At 65.6% G+C, this 16,969-nt stretch carries 19 protein-coding genes and 1 pseudogene; 9 read left to right on the top strand and 11 right to left on the bottom strand.

Annotation, left to right across the window (positions count from 1 at the left end; all coding sequences use genetic code 11):
* The first annotated feature begins 85 nt into the window (after window positions 1-85).
* The 3 genes from U1739_RS07125 (at window position 86) to U1739_RS07115 (ending at window position 2,187) form a co-directional block, all read left to right on the top strand.
* Window positions 86-859: an enoyl-CoA hydratase gene (locus U1739_RS07125; RefSeq protein WP_332705739.1), complete on the top strand. Its 774-nt coding sequence runs from the start codon at window positions 86-88 to the stop codon at window positions 857-859.
* Between the two features lie 137 nt (window positions 860-996).
* Entirely contained in the window at window positions 997-1,878 is an 882-nt protein-coding gene (mmsB, locus tag U1739_RS07120) for a 3-hydroxyisobutyrate dehydrogenase (protein WP_332705736.1), read from the top strand.
* A 45-nt stretch (window positions 1,879-1,923) separates the two neighbouring features.
* Window positions 1,924-2,187 carry a hypothetical protein gene (locus U1739_RS07115; RefSeq protein WP_332705733.1) on the top strand — a complete coding sequence of 88 codons (264 nt, stop codon included), beginning with the start codon at window positions 1,924-1,926 and terminating at the stop codon, window positions 2,185-2,187.
* Between the two features lie 14 nt (window positions 2,188-2,201).
* Here U1739_RS07115 and U1739_RS07110 read toward each other — a convergent pair.
* A pseudogene (locus U1739_RS07110) lies at window positions 2,202-2,360 on the bottom strand (SMR family transporter); the annotation flags it as partial.
* A gap of 166 nt (window positions 2,361-2,526) precedes the next feature.
* Between U1739_RS07110 and U1739_RS07105 the strand changes: the two are divergent.
* Window positions 2,527-4,137, top strand: coding sequence for an MFS transporter (locus U1739_RS07105; RefSeq protein ID WP_332705730.1), 1,611 nt, complete (start codon window positions 2,527-2,529; stop codon window positions 4,135-4,137).
* A gap of 33 nt (window positions 4,138-4,170) precedes the next feature.
* Window positions 4,171-5,187, top strand: a complete 1,017-nt coding sequence (alr, locus tag U1739_RS07100; RefSeq protein ID WP_332705727.1) for an alanine racemase — start codon at window positions 4,171-4,173, stop codon at window positions 5,185-5,187.
* A 214-nt stretch (window positions 5,188-5,401) separates the two neighbouring features.
* Here the strand turns inward: alr and U1739_RS07095 are convergent, their stop codons facing one another.
* Both U1739_RS07095 and U1739_RS07090 read right to left on the bottom strand, forming a co-directional pair.
* Window positions 5,402-6,571 carry an acetyl-CoA C-acetyltransferase gene (locus U1739_RS07095; RefSeq protein WP_332705724.1) on the bottom strand — a complete coding sequence of 390 codons (1,170 nt, stop codon included), beginning with the start codon at window positions 6,569-6,571 and terminating at the stop codon, window positions 5,402-5,404.
* A 27-nt stretch (window positions 6,572-6,598) separates the two neighbouring features.
* Window positions 6,599-7,615, bottom strand: a complete 1,017-nt coding sequence (locus tag U1739_RS07090) for an alpha/beta fold hydrolase (protein WP_332705721.1) — start codon at window positions 7,613-7,615, stop codon at window positions 6,599-6,601.
* An 83-nt stretch (window positions 7,616-7,698) separates the two neighbouring features.
* On the opposite strand from U1739_RS07090, the gene phaR reads away from it, so the two are divergent.
* Together phaR and U1739_RS07080 are read left to right on the top strand one after the other, a co-directional pair.
* Window positions 7,699-8,274, top strand: a complete 576-nt coding sequence (gene phaR / locus U1739_RS07085) for a polyhydroxyalkanoate synthesis repressor PhaR (RefSeq protein WP_332705718.1) — start codon at window positions 7,699-7,701, stop codon at window positions 8,272-8,274.
* Window positions 8,275-8,338: 64 nt separating this feature from the next.
* Complete coding sequence (locus U1739_RS07080; protein ID WP_332705715.1) at window positions 8,339-8,482, top strand: hypothetical protein; 144 nt, start codon at window positions 8,339-8,341, stop codon at window positions 8,480-8,482.
* 47 nt (window positions 8,483-8,529) lie between these two features.
* Here the strand turns inward: U1739_RS07080 and U1739_RS07075 are convergent, their stop codons facing one another.
* From U1739_RS07075 to U1739_RS07065, 3 genes are all read right to left on the bottom strand, one after another.
* Window positions 8,530-9,324: a class I SAM-dependent methyltransferase gene (locus U1739_RS07075; protein WP_332705710.1), complete on the bottom strand. Its 795-nt coding sequence runs from the start codon at window positions 9,322-9,324 to the stop codon at window positions 8,530-8,532.
* 80 nt (window positions 9,325-9,404) lie between these two features.
* Entirely contained in the window at window positions 9,405-10,565 is a 1,161-nt protein-coding gene (locus U1739_RS07070; RefSeq protein ID WP_332705707.1) for an aspartyl protease family protein, read from the bottom strand.
* Between the two features lie 167 nt (window positions 10,566-10,732).
* Window positions 10,733-11,035, bottom strand: coding sequence for a hypothetical protein (locus tag U1739_RS07065; protein ID WP_332705703.1), 303 nt, complete (start codon window positions 11,033-11,035; stop codon window positions 10,733-10,735).
* A gap of 227 nt (window positions 11,036-11,262) precedes the next feature.
* Between U1739_RS07065 and U1739_RS07060 the strand changes: the two genes are divergently transcribed.
* On the top strand, window positions 11,263-11,496 hold the full coding sequence (locus U1739_RS07060) for a hypothetical protein (protein ID WP_332705700.1): 234 nt from the start codon (window positions 11,263-11,265) through the stop codon (window positions 11,494-11,496).
* Window positions 11,497-11,673: 177 nt separating this feature from the next.
* Window positions 11,674-11,859, top strand: coding sequence for a hypothetical protein (locus tag U1739_RS07055; RefSeq protein ID WP_332705697.1), 186 nt, complete (start codon window positions 11,674-11,676; stop codon window positions 11,857-11,859).
* A 90-nt stretch (window positions 11,860-11,949) separates the two neighbouring features.
* Here U1739_RS07055 and U1739_RS07050 read toward each other — a convergent pair whose 3' ends face one another.
* The 5 genes from U1739_RS07050 to U1739_RS07030 all read right to left on the bottom strand — a co-directional run bounded on the left by U1739_RS07050 (window position 11,950) and on the right by U1739_RS07030 (window position 16,940).
* Window positions 11,950-12,219: a hypothetical protein gene (locus tag U1739_RS07050; protein WP_332705695.1), complete on the bottom strand. Its 270-nt coding sequence runs from the start codon at window positions 12,217-12,219 to the stop codon at window positions 11,950-11,952.
* 107 nt (window positions 12,220-12,326) lie between these two features.
* Window positions 12,327-13,862 (bottom strand): TadA family conjugal transfer-associated ATPase, encoded by a 1,536-nt coding sequence (locus tag U1739_RS07045; protein ID WP_332705692.1) that lies wholly within the window; start codon window positions 13,860-13,862, stop codon window positions 12,327-12,329.
* Between the two features lie 332 nt (window positions 13,863-14,194).
* Window positions 14,195-14,446: an ATP synthase F1 subunit epsilon gene (locus U1739_RS07040; RefSeq protein ID WP_332705689.1), complete on the bottom strand. Its 252-nt coding sequence runs from the start codon at window positions 14,444-14,446 to the stop codon at window positions 14,195-14,197.
* Between the two features lie 116 nt (window positions 14,447-14,562).
* Window positions 14,563-16,038, bottom strand: a complete 1,476-nt coding sequence (gene atpD / locus U1739_RS07035) for a F0F1 ATP synthase subunit beta (protein WP_332705686.1) — start codon at window positions 16,036-16,038, stop codon at window positions 14,563-14,565.
* Window positions 16,039-16,058: 20 nt separating this feature from the next.
* Window positions 16,059-16,940, bottom strand: coding sequence for a F0F1 ATP synthase subunit gamma (locus tag U1739_RS07030; RefSeq protein WP_332705683.1), 882 nt, complete (start codon window positions 16,938-16,940; stop codon window positions 16,059-16,061).
* Window positions 16,941-16,969: the final 29 nt, after the last annotated feature.

Below are 16,969 nucleotides of genomic sequence, written 5' to 3'. Positions count from 1 at the left end.
TCACCCAGCGAAAGCTGGGGTCTCAGTGAGGCGCGCCCCGCAAAGATCCCAGCTTTCGCTGGGATGACGATTTTTGGAGAGCAGAATGACTTACGAAACCATCCTCGTCGAACAGCGCGGGCCCGTCACGCTGATCACGCTCAACCGGCCCCAGGCGCTCAACGCGCTCAACGCGCAGGTGCTCGCCGACTTGCTGGCGGCGCTGGCTGCGTTCGATGCCGATGACAGCCAGGGCTGCGCGGTGCTGACCGGGAGCGAAAAGGCCTTTGCCGCCGGCGCTGACATCAAGGAAATGTCGTCGCAAGGCTTTGCCGAGATGTACGGCACCAATCACTTCGCCGGCTACGAGACGCTGACCGCCACGCGCAAACCTATCATCGCCGCGGTCGCCGGTTATGCTTTGGGCGGCGGGTGCGAGCTGGCCATGATGTGCGACTTCATCCTCGCCGCCGATACGGCCAAGTTCGGCCAGCCCGAGATCAAGCTCGCCGTGTCGCCCGGCATGGGGGGCTCGCAGCGGCTGACGCGGGCGATCGGCAAGGCCAAGGCGATGGAGATGTGCCTCACCGGGCGGATGATGGATGCGACGGAGGCGGAGCGCGCCGGTCTGGTCAGCCGCGTGATCCCGGCGGCCGAGCTGATCGACGATGCCGTGAAGACCGCGACGACGATCGCCGGCATGGCGCCGCTGGCGGTGAAGGCGAACAAGGAAATGGTCGATGCCGCGTTCGAGACCGGGCTGGCCATGGGCGTGCAGTTCGAGCGGCGGCTGTTCCATGGGTTGTTCGGGACGGCCGACCAGAAGGAAGGCATGGCGGCGTTCGTCGAGAAGCGCGCCGGGGTGTGGACGGGGAAGTAAGAGATCCCCCTCCCGCTTTGCGGGAGGGGGGTGGGGGGTGGGCTCGCGCTATCGGCGAGCGGAGCGGTCGCGGTGAGCGCGCGCCCACCCCCGGCCCCTCCCGCAAGCGGGAGGGGGGAAGAAACAGGAGAGAGATTATGGCACGGATCGCCTTTATCGGGCTTGGCAATATGGGCGGCGGGATGGCCGCCAACCTGGCGAAGAAGGGGCATGACGTGCGCGTCTTCGATCTTTCCGCCGACGCCCTGGCGCGCGCCGAACAGGCCGGCTGCCTGCCCGCCGAGACGGCGCTGGCCGCGCTCGACTGCGCCGAGGCGGTGATCACCATGCTGCCCGCCGGCACGCATGTGGAAAGCGTCTATAGCGATGCTGTATTCGCTGCCGCGCCGGCCTCGGCGATCCTGATCGATTGCTCGACGATCGATGTCGCCACGGCCAGGCGGGTGGGCGAAGCGGCGCAGGCCAAGGGTTTTACCGCGGTCGATGCGCCGGTATCCGGCGGGATCGCCGCAGCGACTGCCGGCACGCTGACCTTCATGGTCGGCGGCAGCGCCGAAGCGTTCGATCGCGCGCAGCCGTTCCTGGCCGACATGGGCAAGGCGGTGATCCATGCCGGCGTGGGCGGCAGCGGGCAGGCGGCCAAGATCGTCAACAACATGCTGCTCGGCGTGACGATGGTCGGTACGTGCGAGGCGTTCCTGCTGGCGCAGAAGCTCGGGCTCGACCCGCAGACTTTCTTCGATATTTCCAGCGTGTCGTCGGGCCAGAGCTGGTCGATGACGAGCTATGCGCCGCTGCCCGGCGTGGGCCCCGAAACGCCGGCCGATCACGATTACCAGGGCGGCTTCGCCACCGCGCTGATGCTCAAGGATCTGCGGCTGGCGATGGATGCGGCGCAGGGCGCCGGGGCGGACACGCCGATGGGGGCGAAGGCCGCGGAACTGTACGAGCGCTTCGCCGCGGCGGGGCAGGGGGGCGTGGATTTCTCGGGCATTATCCGCATGCTGGACGGGCAATGAACAATCCGCAGTGGCGCGACGCGCCGCGCTCGGCTAGGCGGCGTCATGGGTGATCTGGACCGCTTAGTACCGTCGGGCATAATCGAGCAGTGGGTGTACCATTTGCGCCGCCAGCGGTCGCGCGCGGCGGACGCGATCTGGCTGATCGACCAGGGCTATACGCTGCACGACGGCCGCCACGGCGAGCCGATCGAGGACGCCACGGCACGCTGGCGGGCCGAGCAGGAAACGGTGATCGCCGAGGTCAACGCGCTGCTGGCGCTGTACGACAATATCAATCTCGGCCAGGCCGACGTCGAGACGGTCTGAGCCTCGTCGGGTACTTAGTGCCCGGTCACTTTCGACATCGTGTTCATCACGATCACCCCGGCGACGATCAGCGTCATGCCGGCGATCGCCGCGGCGTCGAGCTTCTGGCCGTGGAAGATCCACGCCACCGCCGCGATCAGGATCACGCCGACCCCGGACCAGATCGCATAAGCGGACGCCTTGAGGAACGAGGTCGCGCAGACTTCGGCGACGATCGGATGAGCAGAAAGACATAGGCCATGGCGTGGCGCTAGCCGAGCCGCGCGTCGCGCGCCACCGCGATGCCCGCTTGCCGCCCTTGGCGAGCGCGCTACACCTGCCGGCAGGGGAGACGAATGCATGGCGACGACACAGGCAGTGGAGAGCATGAGCGGGCCGGCCGCGCCGCCAACGCGCAAGGAAATCCAGCTCGTCATCACCGCGTCGTCGCTTGGCACCGTGTTCGAATGGTATGATTTCTTCATCTACGGCACGCTGGCGGCGTCTGGCGTGATCGGCCGCACGTTCTTTCCAGGCGGCTCGGAAATGCTGCAGACGTTGTTCGCCTGGGCGGGCTTTGCGGTGGGCTTCGGCTTTCGGCCGCTGGGCGCGGTGCTGTTCGGGTTTCTCGGCGACAAATGGGGCCGCAAATATACCTTCCTGATCACCATCACGCTGATGGGCATCGCCACTGCGGGGATGGGGCTGGTGCCGTCCGCCGCGTCGATCGGGCTGGCGGCGCCGCTGATCCTGATTTTCCTGCGCATCCTCCAGGGGCTGGCGCTGGGCGGCGAATATGGCGGCGCGGCAATCTATGTCGCGGAACATTCGCCGCCGGGCAAAGCGGGCTATTTCACCAGCTTCATCCAGGCCAGCGTGGTCGGCGGGTTCATCCTCAGCCTGGCGGTAGTGTTGGTGACCAAATTGCTGCTGCCGACCGGGATATGGAATGAATGGGGCTGGCGGCTGCCATTCCTGTTCTCGCTGCTGCTGCTTGCCGTGTCGCTTTATATGCGGCTCAAACTGTCCGAGAGCCCGGTGTTCAAATCGATGAAGGCCGCCGGCGAGACGGCCAAGAACCCATTCACCGAAAGCTTCACCTATCCGGGCAACCTCAAGCGGCTGTTCGTCGCTTTGTTCGGCATCGCCGCGGGGCTGACGGTGATCTGGTATACCGCGATGTTCACCGTGCTGTCGTTCCTGCAGACGACGATGCGCGTGCAGGAGACGGCGGCGCAGTTGATCGTCGGAGTGGGGGCGGCCTCGGGGCTGTTCTGGTTCGTGTTCTTTGGTCGCTTGTCCGATCGCATCGGGCGCAAGACGCCGATCATGGCCGGCTATGTCGCGACCTTGCTGCTGCTGTTCCCGGTGTTTTGGGTGATGGGCAATGCGGCCAACCCGGCCCTGGCCGCGGCAGCGAAGCGCGCCCCGGTGATCGTCTCCGGCCCGGCCTGTGCGTATGATCCGTTCGCGACCAAGCAGATCGACCGCTGCGGCCAGCTGCTCGATTATTTTTCCAAGAAGGGCGTCGAATATACCAAGCAGCAGACGCCCGCGACCGTGGTGCGGATCGGTGACCTGGCGGTGACCGATACGACGCCGGCAGGGCTCGACGCGGCGTTGACGGCGTCGGGCTACACGCTCGACGAGATCGTCCCTGCGCCGCGCGACATCGCCGTGATCCTGCTTGCGATCGTCGCGCTGGGGGCACTGTCCGGCGTGACCTTCGGCCCGGTCGCCGCCTTGCTGTCGGAGATGTTCCCGCCGCGCATCCGCTATAGCTCGATGTCGATCCCTTATCATATCGGCACCGGCTATTTCGGCGGTTTCCTGCCGTTCATCAGCCAATATATCGTCGCGCGCAGCGGCGATCCCTATGCCGGTCTGTGGTACACCTGGGTGGTGGTGGCGATGGCGCTGGTGGTCACCTGGTGGGGGCTGGAAGATCGCCGCACGCCACACGCCGACTAGCGCGGCGCGGGGGGAGCCGCTAACCGGCGGTGCGTGACCGCACCCTTACGCCTCCGCCTCGACGGCCAAGCCCTGACCGACAATTGGCGCGCGCTCGCCCGCATGAGCGGTGCGGCGGCGTGTGGCGCGGCGATCAAGGCCGATGGTTATGGCCTGGGCGCGGTCGGAGTCGCGGTCCGGCTGGCCGACGCCGGATGCCGGGACTTCTTCGTCGCGACCTGGGCTGAGGCCGCCGCATTGGCATCGCTCGACCTGCCGGTGTCGGTGCTGCACGGCGTGCGCGGGGAGGATATGGCGCTTGCCCTGTCCGGCGTTGCGCGCCCGGTGCTGAATACGGCCACGCAGGTCGCGCGCTGGAAGGCGGCGGGGGGCGGGGCCTGCGACGTGATGATCGATACCGGCATGAACCGGCTCGGCCTGTCAGCCGATCAACTCGACCTGCTCGACGGGTTGGAGATCGAGACGCTGATGAGCCATCTCGCCTGCGCGGACGAGGATCATGCGATGAACGCGCGGCAGCAGGCGGCGTTTGCCGCGCTGGTGGGCCGGACCAGCGCCAAGCGGCTGAGCCTGGCCAATTCCGCCGGGATCGGTTTGGGGAAGGGCTATGCCTTCGATCTGACGCGACCGGGGCTGGCGTTATATGGCGGCGTGCCGCGCGCGGCGATGGGTGCCACGCTCGCTCAGGTGGTCACGCCCGAAGCGCAGATCCTGCAGCGTCGCCGCGTCGCGGCGGGCGAAACGGTCGGCTATAATGCGACGTGGAGCGCGGCACACGAGACCGAGGTGGCGATCCTCAACCTCGGTTATGCCGATGGCTATTGGCGGGGCTTTTCCGACACGGGATCGGCCGAGGGCGGGCGCTTCCCGGTGATCGGGCGCGTGTCGATGGATCTGGTGGCGGTAGACGTGACCGCCACGGCGCCGGCGGAGGGCGATTGGGTGGCGCTGGACTATGCTTTGCCGGATGCGGCGAGCGCTTCGAGCATGAGCCAGTACGAATTGCTTACCGGGCTGGGCAAAAGGTTCGAGCGGCACTGGGTTAGCTAGCCGCCCGTGTGATCACGCTCGAATTTGTTCGTCACCCCGGACTTGTTCGAAAATCATACCTTTGCGACATGTCATGTTCTCTGGCGAAAGCGGGAGCCCGGGGTAGCGAAGGTTAGCGCTTGCGACACCTGGGGCCCCGCTTTCGCGGGGGAACAAGAAGGTACTTGCTCGGCGGGGATAAACACCGACTTGTTCCGGGGTCACGAAGGGGGGCTTAGCGCTCCAAACACATGGCGATGCCCATGCCGCCGCCGATGCACAGGGTCGCCAGCCCCTTCTTGGCATCGCGCTTGTGCATCTCGTAGATCAGCGTGGTCAGCACGCGCGCGCCGCTGGCGCCGATCGGGTGGCCGATGGCGATCGCGCCGCCATTGACGTTGACCTTGTCGGCGTCCCAGCCGAGCTCCTTGCCGACCGACAGCGCCTGTGCGGCGAACGCTTCGTTGGCCTCGATGAGGTCGAGATCGCCGATCGTCCAGCCGGCTTTCTCCAGCGCGCGGCGGGTGGCGGGGACGGGGCCGATGCCCATGATCGAGGGATCGACGCCGGCCGAGGCCCAGCTCTTGATCGTGGCCAGGATCGGGCTGCCGCGCTTTTCGGCTTCTTCGCGGCTCATGATAACGAGCGCGGCGGCGCCGTCGTTGAGGCCGCTGGAATTGGCAGCGGTTACGCTGCCGTCCTTCTTGAACGCCGGCTTCAGGCCCGAGACGCTATCGAGCGTCGCGCCGTCGCGAATATATTCGTCTTGCGTGACGATCGTGTCGCCCTTGCGGCCCTTGATCGTCACTTCGGCGATCTCGTCCTTGAACCGCCCGGCAGCACGCGCGGCGGACGCCAGGTTCTGCGAGCGGACCGAGAAGGCGTCCTGGTCGCCGCGCGTGATCTGATACTGTTCGGCAAGATTTTCCGCCGTAATGCCCATGTGATAATGGTTGAACACGTCGGTCAGGCCATCGCTGATCATCGTGTCGACCAGCCCGACATTGCCCATCTTGGTGCCGGTGCGCAGCGTTTGCGCATGCGCCGAGAGCGACATGGATTCTTGCCCGCCGGCCACGACGATGGTCGCGTCGCCCGACTGGATCGCCTGGCACGCCAGCGCGACGGCGCGCAGCCCGGAGCCGCAGACCTGGTTGACGCCCCAGGCAGGCACTTCCTTGGGCACGCCGGCCGCCATCGACGCTTGGCGGGCGGGGTTCTGGCCCTGCGCGGCGGTGAGCACCTGGCCCATAATCACTTCGGACACGTCCTCGCCCTCGACCCCGGCCTGCGCCAGCGCGGCCTCGATGGCGATGCGGCCGAGCTCGTGCGCCGGGGTGGCGGCGAACGCGCCGAGGAAGCTGCCGACGGGCGTGCGCTTGGCAGCGGTGATGACGATATCCATGGAACTCTCCTGCAAATTTCTTGCCTGCTATCTAGGCCGCGGCAGGCCGCTTATCCAGTGCGCGAGCGGCTCCCATAATTGCGCGCGAGCGCCGCGGCCGACGATCATGCCGACATGGCCGGCGCCCAGATCGCGGCGATCGGGCAGATCGGCAGCGCTGGCGGCGGGCACGATCCGGTCGCTCATCGAGACGAAATCGATCGCCGGGCAAGGCAAGGCGGCAGGATCGACCATCATGCCGCCGACCGACCACGCGCCGCTCCCGGTCTGATTGCCGGCGATGAACGCTTCGAACAATTGCCGGCCCGCGGCGAACGTAAGCGGTGCGCCGGCATTGGCCCAATCTTCCATCGCGATAAACAAGGCGGCGGCAGGGCTGCCCGGCTCCATGCTGGCAAAGGTTTCGTACTTGCCGATCGTGCGCGCGGGATCGAGCCGCCAGAAGCCGGCTTGCAGCACTTCCATCGGCACCAGACCCATGGCCGCGCAGGCCGGTTGCGCGGCCTCCCACAAGGCGGCGATATCGGCGCGCGCGGCATCGCCAAAGCCGTCGAAGGTCCACGGCGCGGCGATCAGCGCGAGGCCGGCGACGGGCACCGCGCATGCCGCCGCCAGCGCGATCGTGCCGCCGAGACAATAGCCGGCAAGCACCGGTGGTTCGGCCAGCTTGGCGATCAGCGGCAGCAGCAATTGCTCGACATGCGCGGTGACATCCATGTCGCGTTCGGCCGGGCCGGGGCTGCCCCAATCGAGCAGATAGGGGTGGAAGCCCTGTGCCGCGAGCCAACGCAGGAGCGAGACGTCGGGCGTGAGATCGAGAATGAAGGGTGGGTTGATCAGAGAGGGGACCAGGATGACCGGCCGCCCACCGCTGCCCTTGGCGCCATAGTCGCGTAGCCGGGCGCGGCCCTTGCGGAAGCGCGCTGGCGCCAGCTTGCGCGGCCGGCCGCGCGGCGCATCCTGATAGGCGCGCAGACCGGCGAGCGCGGCGGCCTGGCGTTCGGGCACGGCGGCGGTTTCGTTGCGCAGCATTTCGATGAACAAAGGCAGCGGCCGCGGACCGTGTTGCGGTGCCGCATGAAAGGATGGTACAGACCGATAAAACAAGGGTCGGGGAGCCTTTCAGGATGAAAAAACAGAACACGGGCGACGGCCCGGTCATCATCAAGAAGTACGCCAATCGGCGTCTCTATAATACCGAGACTTCATCTTATATCACGCTCGAACATTTGGCCGCGATGACTCGCGAAGGCCGCGATTTCAAGGTCGTGGACGCCAAGACCGACGACGACATCACGCACAGCGTGCTCACCCAGATCATCATGGAGGAAGAATCGCGCGGTGCATCGATGCTGCCGGTCAATTTCCTGCGCCAGCTGATCGCGATGTACGGCGATTCGATGCAGGCGATGGTGCCCGGCTATCTGGAAGCGTCGATGGACAGTTTCCACCGCAATCACGAGCAGTTCAAGAGCGCGGTCGAAGGGGCGTTTGCCCATTCGCCGTTTGCCGAGATCGCCAAGCGCAATCTAGAAATGTTCGAGGCCGCGGCCCAGGCGTTCAAGCCGGGCAGCGTGCCCGGTATGCCGGCGGCGTCCGCACCGCCGGCCCCGGCGGGCAATGTCAGCAAGGACGATGAGATCGCCGCGCTGAAGGCCGAGCTGGGCAAGCTCAACGAGAAGATCGATAAGCTGGATAAGTGATTTTGGCGCAGGGCTGACGGACGGCGCGGCGCCTTTTTGGGCTGCCGCGGCGGTGGCGCTGGGCGTGGCGATCGCGGCGGGCGTCGGCGACTGGCGGCGCAAGCGACGCGCTGATCTCGATCGGGTCGGGCTGGTCGACTGGCCGACGCTACAGATGCTGGCGCTGATTGCGGGGGCGATCTGCGTGATCATCGCGCTGCACGAGTAAGTTGAAAGGGAGAAAAGCCCCTCCCCTGAAGGGGAGGGGCTTAGGGATTATCGCGGCTTGACGAACTTCAGCGTCATGCGGTCGCTCTCGCCGATCGCGGCATATTTCGCGCGGTCCTTGTCCTTTTCGGCATAGTTCGGCGGCAAGGTCCAGACGCCGCCGGGATAATCGTGCGTGTCCTTGGGGTTGGCGTTGACCTGGCTCTCGCCGGCGAATTTGAAGCCCGCCTTGGTGGCGAAGGCGATGACCGAGGAGCGGCGCATATAGCCGCTCTTGCCTTCCAGCGCGGCATCCATGTTTTCGGGCAGGCGGTGCTCCTCGACGCCGAGCGTACCGCCCGGCTTCAACATCGCGAACATCTGGTCGAACGCGGCCTGGGTCTGGTCGTTCGCGCCGAAACGCCAATTGTGCACGTTGCGGAAGGTGAGCACGACATCGGCGGTGCCGGCGGGCACGCCAGGCTGGCCAGCGGCGCTCGGGAAGATGGCAGTCTTGAGCTTGGCATAGACTGCGGGGTGCGCGGCCTGCAGCTTGCGCACGCCGGTCAGGCCCTTGTCGCTCGGCGCGGCGGCATACAGCGTGCCGCGGGCCAGCGTGTAGGGCGCGAGGATCTCGGTATACCAGCCGCCGCTCGGCCAGATCTCGACCACCGTGTCGGTCGGCTTGACGCCGAAAAAGGCCAGAGTCTCCGCTGGGTGACGATAGCGGTCGCGCGCGACATTGGCGGGCGTGCGGGTCGGTGCCTTGACCGCGGCGCGCAGTGCCGGGGACGGGGCAGTGGGGGCCGCCAACGCCAGGCCGGCGGGCAGGATCAGGGCAGCGGCTAAAGCAAGCGGGCGCATGGCGGGGGGCTTTCCAAGGGGCGGGACCGATAGTGTGCCGCGCATCGCGGCGGCGATCAATACGGCGATCAATACGGGGATCAATAGAAGTGCCGCAGCGCCAGCGTACGGCGCGATCCATCGCACATGTCGAACGCGACGATCCGGCCGGTCTCGCCGATCGACCAGGCGGCATAGGCGCTGCCGGCATAGTCGGCGGGCACCGGCGTGCCGTCGATCATGCAGATCGTCTCGCCGCCGCGCCAGCCACCCTGCGCCGCCGGGCTGCCGCGCATCACGTGGAGCACGCGCAGCCGATCGTTTTCCGCCGCCACCAGCAGCCCGCTGGTCGAGCGCAGCGGCGCCTGCCCGGCCTCGGCGCCCGGCTTGAGGATCATGCGCCCGGCCTTGGGATCGAGCAGCACGCGGTATTTCTGCAGGAAGCCAGATCCGATCCGACCGGCCATGCCCAATTGCTGCGAGAAGCCGGCTTTGTCCTCGATCTGCACTTCGACCTGGTCGGCGCTGAGCGCGCCGGTCTGCAGCGTATCGAGGATCGCCAGATCGGACACGATCGGCCCGCCCAGCCCGAACGAGATGGTCGAGGTGATCGCGCGGGGGATCAGCTGTGCCGTGGCCCAGGCTTCGCGCGAAAAGGTGATGGCGTTGCCGTCGCCGGTATCGACGATCATCGGCCGCAACCGTCGGCCGTTGAGCGTCACTTCGCCGGTATAGACCAAGCGCGTGGTGGAAATGGCCAACGGCGCGGTGGCGCCTGTGAACGGCATGCGGCCGCTGGGCAGCAGGCGGAAGCGGCGCGCGTCGTAATCGATGTCGAGCGCATAGTCTTGCGTGAGGTCGCGCCCGACCAGCATCTCGACCGGGCGCGTGCTGCCGGTGGCAGTGGTGGGCAAGGTGGCGACGCTGACGCTGCCGCCGGTGCGGGTCAGCCCGCCGAACTGGATCGTGCCGGTATCGATCCAGCCGATCGGCACGGGCCCGCCGATCGCGCTCGCGCTGCCGCCGCTGCGCACCTTGAGCTTGTGCGCCTCGACATAGGCGCGCGACAGCGCGGTGAAGCTGACCCCGGTATCGAGAATCGCGGCGATCGACTGGCCATCGACCAGCACGGTGAAGCGGATCTGGTTGCCGGGAGTGAGATCGAACGGGATCCAGCGCGCCTCGCTATCGGGGGCGAGGATATCGGCGGGCGGCGCGGCGGCCGTCAACGCGAGGAGGAGGGCGGCGGTCAGGACGCGCATGGCGGGCGACGAAGAGGCATGCGGGCGGGGGTGGCACGAAATGGTGGGTGTAGGACAGGGGCTATTTGTCGTTGGGGCGGGGCGCGCGGTAGCGCCTCATCCCGGCATGGCGTCGGTGGATGCGATCGCTTGTTTGGAAGTGGGTAAAAACCGCACGCGGACGCTTTTCAAGACCCGAATATTTCGTTGCACCAAACCTTTTCGGGATCGCGCATCCAAACCGTGTTTTCTTTAGTTTCGAACTTAGCAAGCTGGGTCATGTCGATGCCGTATCGCCTACAGAAGCCGATAATCTCCCACATATCGTCGTCGGTCGGAAAGCGAGTGAAAGTCAGGATTATGTCCCTTCCTACGCCTAAAGCCTCTCGAACAAACGTCATCCGCTCAATCCATCCGATGAACGCCTCCTCATCAGCCTCGTGATAGAACGAGGTGTCGGCCGCGACGATCTGGGGCTGCTGTTCCGTCATGCCTCATGCTGGCACCCAAATGCCCGTTTCGCAATGTCGGCAAATGGGCGTTTCTGCCCGGCCGCATTTGCCCCGTTAGCTGCGGGTCGGCTCCCGGGAGGAGTGATTGCGACAGCAGGGTTTGGAACGGCGATCGATGGTGGATAACGGACAATCGTGCTCTACCATGCGCGTATGTTGCTCCCACCCGCATAAACCTCCATTCACCAATAATTGACCATGCGGCCTTGGCTGAGTTCGTCGAGCGCTGTCTCAGGGACGGTGTTCGTCTCATATCCATTGCGGATGAAGATGCGGAGTTAGTGGAACTTGAGGTCGATTTGCTGGTGGTCGGCGACGGGAGCAACAAGAGTCGGTTTTTGGTCACCTCGGCACATCCCGGTGAGCCGCTCGACGAAGTGAGGGAATTTGCTTCATCGTGGCTTTGCGAGCGCGAGGGTCTGCTTGAAGTTCGGCTCTAGCGTCCGCTTCTGGGCAAAATTGCAGCTTCAAGCGCCGCCGCATGCTGCCAATACGCAATCGTTAGAATTCGGTGCTAAAGCGTTGCGATGAGATTGATCTGCACGATGCGGGGGCACCGAGCCGGCGCTGAAATCTGGAATGAGGGCCTGTCCTTTTCCACCTGCGGCCGGTGCGGCGTGGACATTATCCGCCAGCGGGATGGCCAATGGGAAGCGCTGCCGGCGGGGCTGCGCGTGGCGTGGCATCCTTCGGGGCATCAGGGCATCCATTGGAGCAAGGCGATCAGTCGCGCACGCGCCAGGAAGGTCGAGGTGCGGGCCACCAAGCTGATCGGGCGCCGGCAGGCCGAGACCGACCAATAGGTGTCGACGAAAAAGGGCGCCCGAAATGCTTCGGGCGCCCTGCAATCCTCACCGCGCTACAGCGCGGGGATCGGCTACAATCCGGCGGCGTTAGAGGCCGTTCGACAGGTTGGTGTCGGGATCGTTGGTGCGCATGTCTTCGGCCTGGTTCTGGCCGGTGGCGCGGACCGCGTCGGCCTGGTTCTCGAGGCCGTCCTCGGTCGCGTCGGTGCCGGCATTGTCGGCGGCCTCTTCGAGGTTGTCGGCGACGGCTTCGCTATTGGCTTCGATATTGTCCGCGGTCTGTTCGCGCGGGCTGGAATTGCAAGCCGACAGCGACGCCAGGCCGGCTGCAAGTCCGAGAACGATAATCTTCTTCATAGGTGACCCCATCGTGAAAGGCTGAATGCCGGACAGAGGTAATCACTCAGCATTTGCTTTGTTCCGCAACACGCCGTTTGCCGCATGGAGCAGCGGCAGAGCCGGCGTTACAGGCAGGCTTCCAGGAAGGCATGATCGAAGCCGAACTGCCGCGCTTTCTCCAGCGTGTAGGGGCGCAGGCCCATCGAGCGGTATTCGCCGATAATCTTGCCGTCGGCGCCTTCATCGAGATATTCGAACTTGAACAGCTCCTGCGTGACGATCACCGGGCCTTCCATGCCGATCACCTCGGTGACGTTGGTGACGCGGCGCGAACCGTCGCGCAGGCGCTTGACCTGGATGATCAGTTCGACCGAGTCGGCGATCTGGCGGCTGATCGCTTCCTTCGGCACCTTGATGTCGGACATCATGACCATATTCTCCATACGGGCGAGCGCCTCGCGCGGGGAGTTGGCGTGAAGCGTGCACATCGAGCCGTCATGGCCGGTGTTCATCGCCGAGAGCATGTCGAAACATTCGGAACCACGGATTTCGCCCAGGATGATGCGATCCGGGCGCATACGCAGCGCATTCTTGACGAGATCGCGGATGCTGATTTCGCCTTGGCCCTCGAGATTGGCCGGGCGCGTTTCGAGCGGCAGCCAGTGCGGCTGCTGCAGGCGGAGCTCGGCGGCATCCTCGATCGTCAGCACGCGTTCGCCGGGGTCGATCATTTTCGACAATGCATTGAGCATCGTCGTCTTGCCCGAGCCGGTGCCGCCGGAGATGACGATGTTGAAGCGGCTGGCCCCGGCGATCTTCAGCGCGGTGGCCATTTTCGGGCTCATCGAGCCGAACCCGGCCATCATGTCGAGCGTGATCGGCTTGTCGGAGAATTTACGAATCGAGATGGCGGTGCCGCGCAGCGACAGAGGCGGCACGATGACGTTGACGCGGGAGCCGTCCTTGAGCCGGGCATCGGCCAGCGGCGTGGTCTGATCGACGCGACGGCCGACCGAGTTGCAGATGCGCTGGGCGATCTGGAAAAGGTGCTCTTCGTCGCGGAACTGGATGCTGGCGAGCACCAGCTGGCCCTTGCGCTCGACATAGGTCTGGTCGGGTCCGTTGACCATGATGTCGGTGATGGTCGGATCGTTGAGCAGCTCCTCGAGTGGCCCAAGGCCGAGCAGTTCGTCGACCAGCACCTTTTCCAGCGCGAACTGTTCGCGACGGTTGAGCGTGAGCTTCAGTTCGGCCAGCACTTCGCCGATGATCGGGCGGAATTCCTCGGCCAGCTCATCCTTGTCGAGCGTGGCGGCGGCTTCGGGATCGACGCGTTCGAGCAGGCGGGGGAGCACCTGTTCCTTGATCTTGTGAATCGATGTCTCGAAGCCTTCGCCGCGGCTGCTGCCGGCGTCGCCGGACGTCGCCTGGCGCTCGGCGAGGCGCTGCAGCGCTTCCTGATTGGCCACGGACGTCGTGCCGCCCTGTGCCGCGGCATCGGCCAGCGCATTGATCTCGCCGGGCATCGGCAGCGGCGGGAATTGCTCGCCCCCTACGTCTGGCTCGGCCGGGCGGGCGCTGCCGCCCTGCATTGGCCGAGCGACGCCAAAGGCGGGTCGCTTGCCCGCGGTCGCCCCAGGGCGCCGTCCAAATGCACTCATGCCACCAGCTTCCTATTGATTGTCGTGAAGTCGTAGCGGGCAGAGTTTGACAATCACTTAACCAATCGGGTGCCGTGGGCAGCCGATCGCCGGCGACGCCGAGGCGTTGGTCGCTGGCCGACGGGCTCTGGGAAGCAGCATCGACGTCGCCAGGATCATCGGCGCCGCGCCCAGATCGCCAGCGATGATAGGCCGATAAGATACGCAGCGATGCCTAGCATCGCGCGGAGCTGCGCCATCCACAGCAGGCGGAGCCGGCGCGGGTCAGCGCATTTTCCGCGCGGCGTGATCGAGACGCAGCTGCGGCGGTTTATTCAGATAACGCTAGCGCGTCAGGCGACGCTCTCGGCGAGGACGGTGAGGCCGGTTTCGCTGACTTCGGCGAAGCCACCGACGATGGCGATGGTCTCGGGCTCGCCCTTTTCGGTGCGATAGATGGCCAGCGCGCCGTCGCGGATCGTTGACATGAGTGGCGCATGGCCTTGCAGCACGCCGAAATCGCCTTCGCTGCCGGGGACGACGACCATGTACACGTCCTCGCTGCGGACGAGCTTTTCTGGCGTGACGAGTTCGAAGTGGAGCATGTCATGTCTCACTCCCCTCCCGCTTGCGGGAGGGGCTGGGGGAGGGCCTGTGGGCAGAGCGCGTCTTGCGACAGGCCCTCCCCTAACCCCTCCCGCAAGCGGGAGGGGGACTTAAGTTACGCGTCGTGCGCCATCTTTTCGGCCTTGGCGATCACTTCGTCGATCCCGCCGACCATGTAGAAAGCGCTCTCCGGCAGGTGATCATAGTCGCCGTCGACGACTGCCTTGAACGAGCGGACCGTGTCTTCGACCTGGACGAACTTGCCGCTGATGCCGGTGAAGACCTCGGCGACGTGGAACGGCTGGCTGAGGAAGCGCTGGATCTTCCGCGCACGGCTGACGGTCGACTTATCTTCTTCGCTGAGCTCGTCCATGCCGAGAATGGCGATGATGTCCTGCAGTGACTTGTACTTCTGCAGCGTCTCCTGGACGCGGCGGGCCGTGTCGTAATGCTCCTGACCGACGATCGCCGGGGTCAGCACGCGCGAGGTGGAGTCGAGCGGATCGACTGCGGGGTAGATGCCGAGCTCGGAGATTGCGCGGTTGAGGTTGGTCGTCGCGTCCAAATGCGCGAAGGACGTGGCAGGGGCGGGATCGGTGAGATCGTCGGCCGGCACGTAGATCGCCTGCACCGAGGTGATCGAGCCCTTGTTGGTGGACGTGATGCGCTCCTGCAGCGCGCCCATGTCGGTCGACAGGGTCGGCTGATAGCCCACGGCCGAGGGGATGCGGCCGAGCAAAGCCGACACTTCCGAACCCGCCTGGGTGAAGCGGAAGATGTTGTCGACGAAGAACAGAACGTCCTGGCCTTCGACGTCGCGGAAATATTCGGCGATGGTCAGGCCCGACAGCGCGACGCGGGCGCGGGCGCCGGGGGGCTCGTTCATCTGGCCGAACACGAGCGCAACCTTCGAGCCCTCAGGCGTCGGGTTGCCGTCGGCATCCTTGGCGATGACGCCGGCATCGAGGAATTCGTGGTACAGATCGTTACCCTCGCGGGTGCGCTCGCCGACGCCGGCGAACACGGATGTGCCGCCATGGCCCTTGGCGATGTTGTTGATCAGTTCCTGGATGAGCACGGTCTTGCCGACGCCGGCGCCGCCGAACAGGCCGATCTTGCCGCCCTTGGCATAAGGCGCGAGCAGATCGATGACCTTGATGCCGGTGACGAGAATGGCGCTCTCGGTCGACTGGTCGACGAACAGAGGCGCGCTCGCGTGGATCGGCATGGTCTGGGTGTGGCCGACCGGGCCGCGCTCGTCGATCGGCTCGCCGATCACGTTGAGGATGCGCCCCAGCGTCTGCGGGCCGACGGGGACGCGGATCTGCGAGCCGGTGTCGGTGACGGTCTGGCCGCGGGTCAGGCCCTCGGTCGTGTCCATGGCGATCGTTCGCACGGTGTTTTCACCGAGATGCTGGGCGACTTCGAGGACCAGGCGGTTGCCGTTATTGTCGGTTTCCAGCGCGGCGAGAATCGCCGGCAGTTCGCCCTGGTTGAACGTCACGTCGACGACGGCGCCGATGACTTGGCTGATGCGGCCAACATTGTTGGTGGTCGCGGCGGGAGCGTATGTATCTGCGGCGGTTGCCATATTTGCTTCCTTGCTTCGAACTACTTGAGCGCTTCGGCGCCGGAGATGATTTCCACCAATTCGGTCGTGATCGCGGCCTGGCGGGTGCGGTTATACTGGATCGTCAGCTTGTTGATCATGTCGCCGGCGTTGCGCGTGGCATTATCCATCGCGGTCATGCGGCTGCCCTGTTCCGAGGCGGCGTTTTCGAGCAGCGCACGGAAGATCTGGATCGCGATGTTGCGCGGCAGCAGATCGGCGAGGATCGATTCCTCGTCGGGCTCATAGATCACCGCGGCATCCGACGTCGTTGCCGTGGCCGATGCGGCGGGCAGGGCGACGGGGATGATCTGGCGGCCGGTGGCTTCCTGGACCAAAGCCGACTGGAAGCGGGCGTAGAACAGGTGGGCGATGTCGAACTCGCCGGCCTCGAAGCGCGCCGCCACGTCGTCGGCGATCTCGCGCGCGTCGGCGAAGGCGAGCTTCTTGATGTGGCCCATTTCGTGATCGTGCGCGATCTGCGTCGGGAAGAAGCGGCGAATGACGCGACCCTTCTTGCCGGCGAGATAAAATTTCACCGTCTTGCCCTGCGCTTCGAGCTCGACCGCCTTGCGGCGGGCGGCGCGGACGATGTTCGAATTGAACGCGCCGGCGAGGCCACGCTCCGAAGTTGCCACGATGATCAGATGGACCTGATCGCTGCCGGTGCCGGCGAGCAATTTGGGCGAGCCTTCGCTGACGCCGACCTTCGACGCCAGGCTGGCCATCACGGCCTCCAGACGCTCGGCATAGGGACGGCCGGCGACCGCCGCTTCCTGCGCGCGGCGCAGCTTTGCAGCGGCGACCATCTTCATCGCCTTGGTGATCTTCTGCGTCGACTTCACCGAGCCGATGCGGACCTTTAGGGCCTTCAAACTAGCCATCTATCATCCTCTTTCGTCATGCCGGCCTT

It is taken from the genome of Parasphingomonas puruogangriensis (genome assembly GCF_036663635.1).
Lineage (GTDB): Bacteria > Pseudomonadota > Alphaproteobacteria > Sphingomonadales > Sphingomonadaceae > Sphingomonas.
The sequence above is the reverse complement of the archived record's forward strand: the minus strand, read 5'-3'. Positions and strand labels throughout refer to the sequence as shown.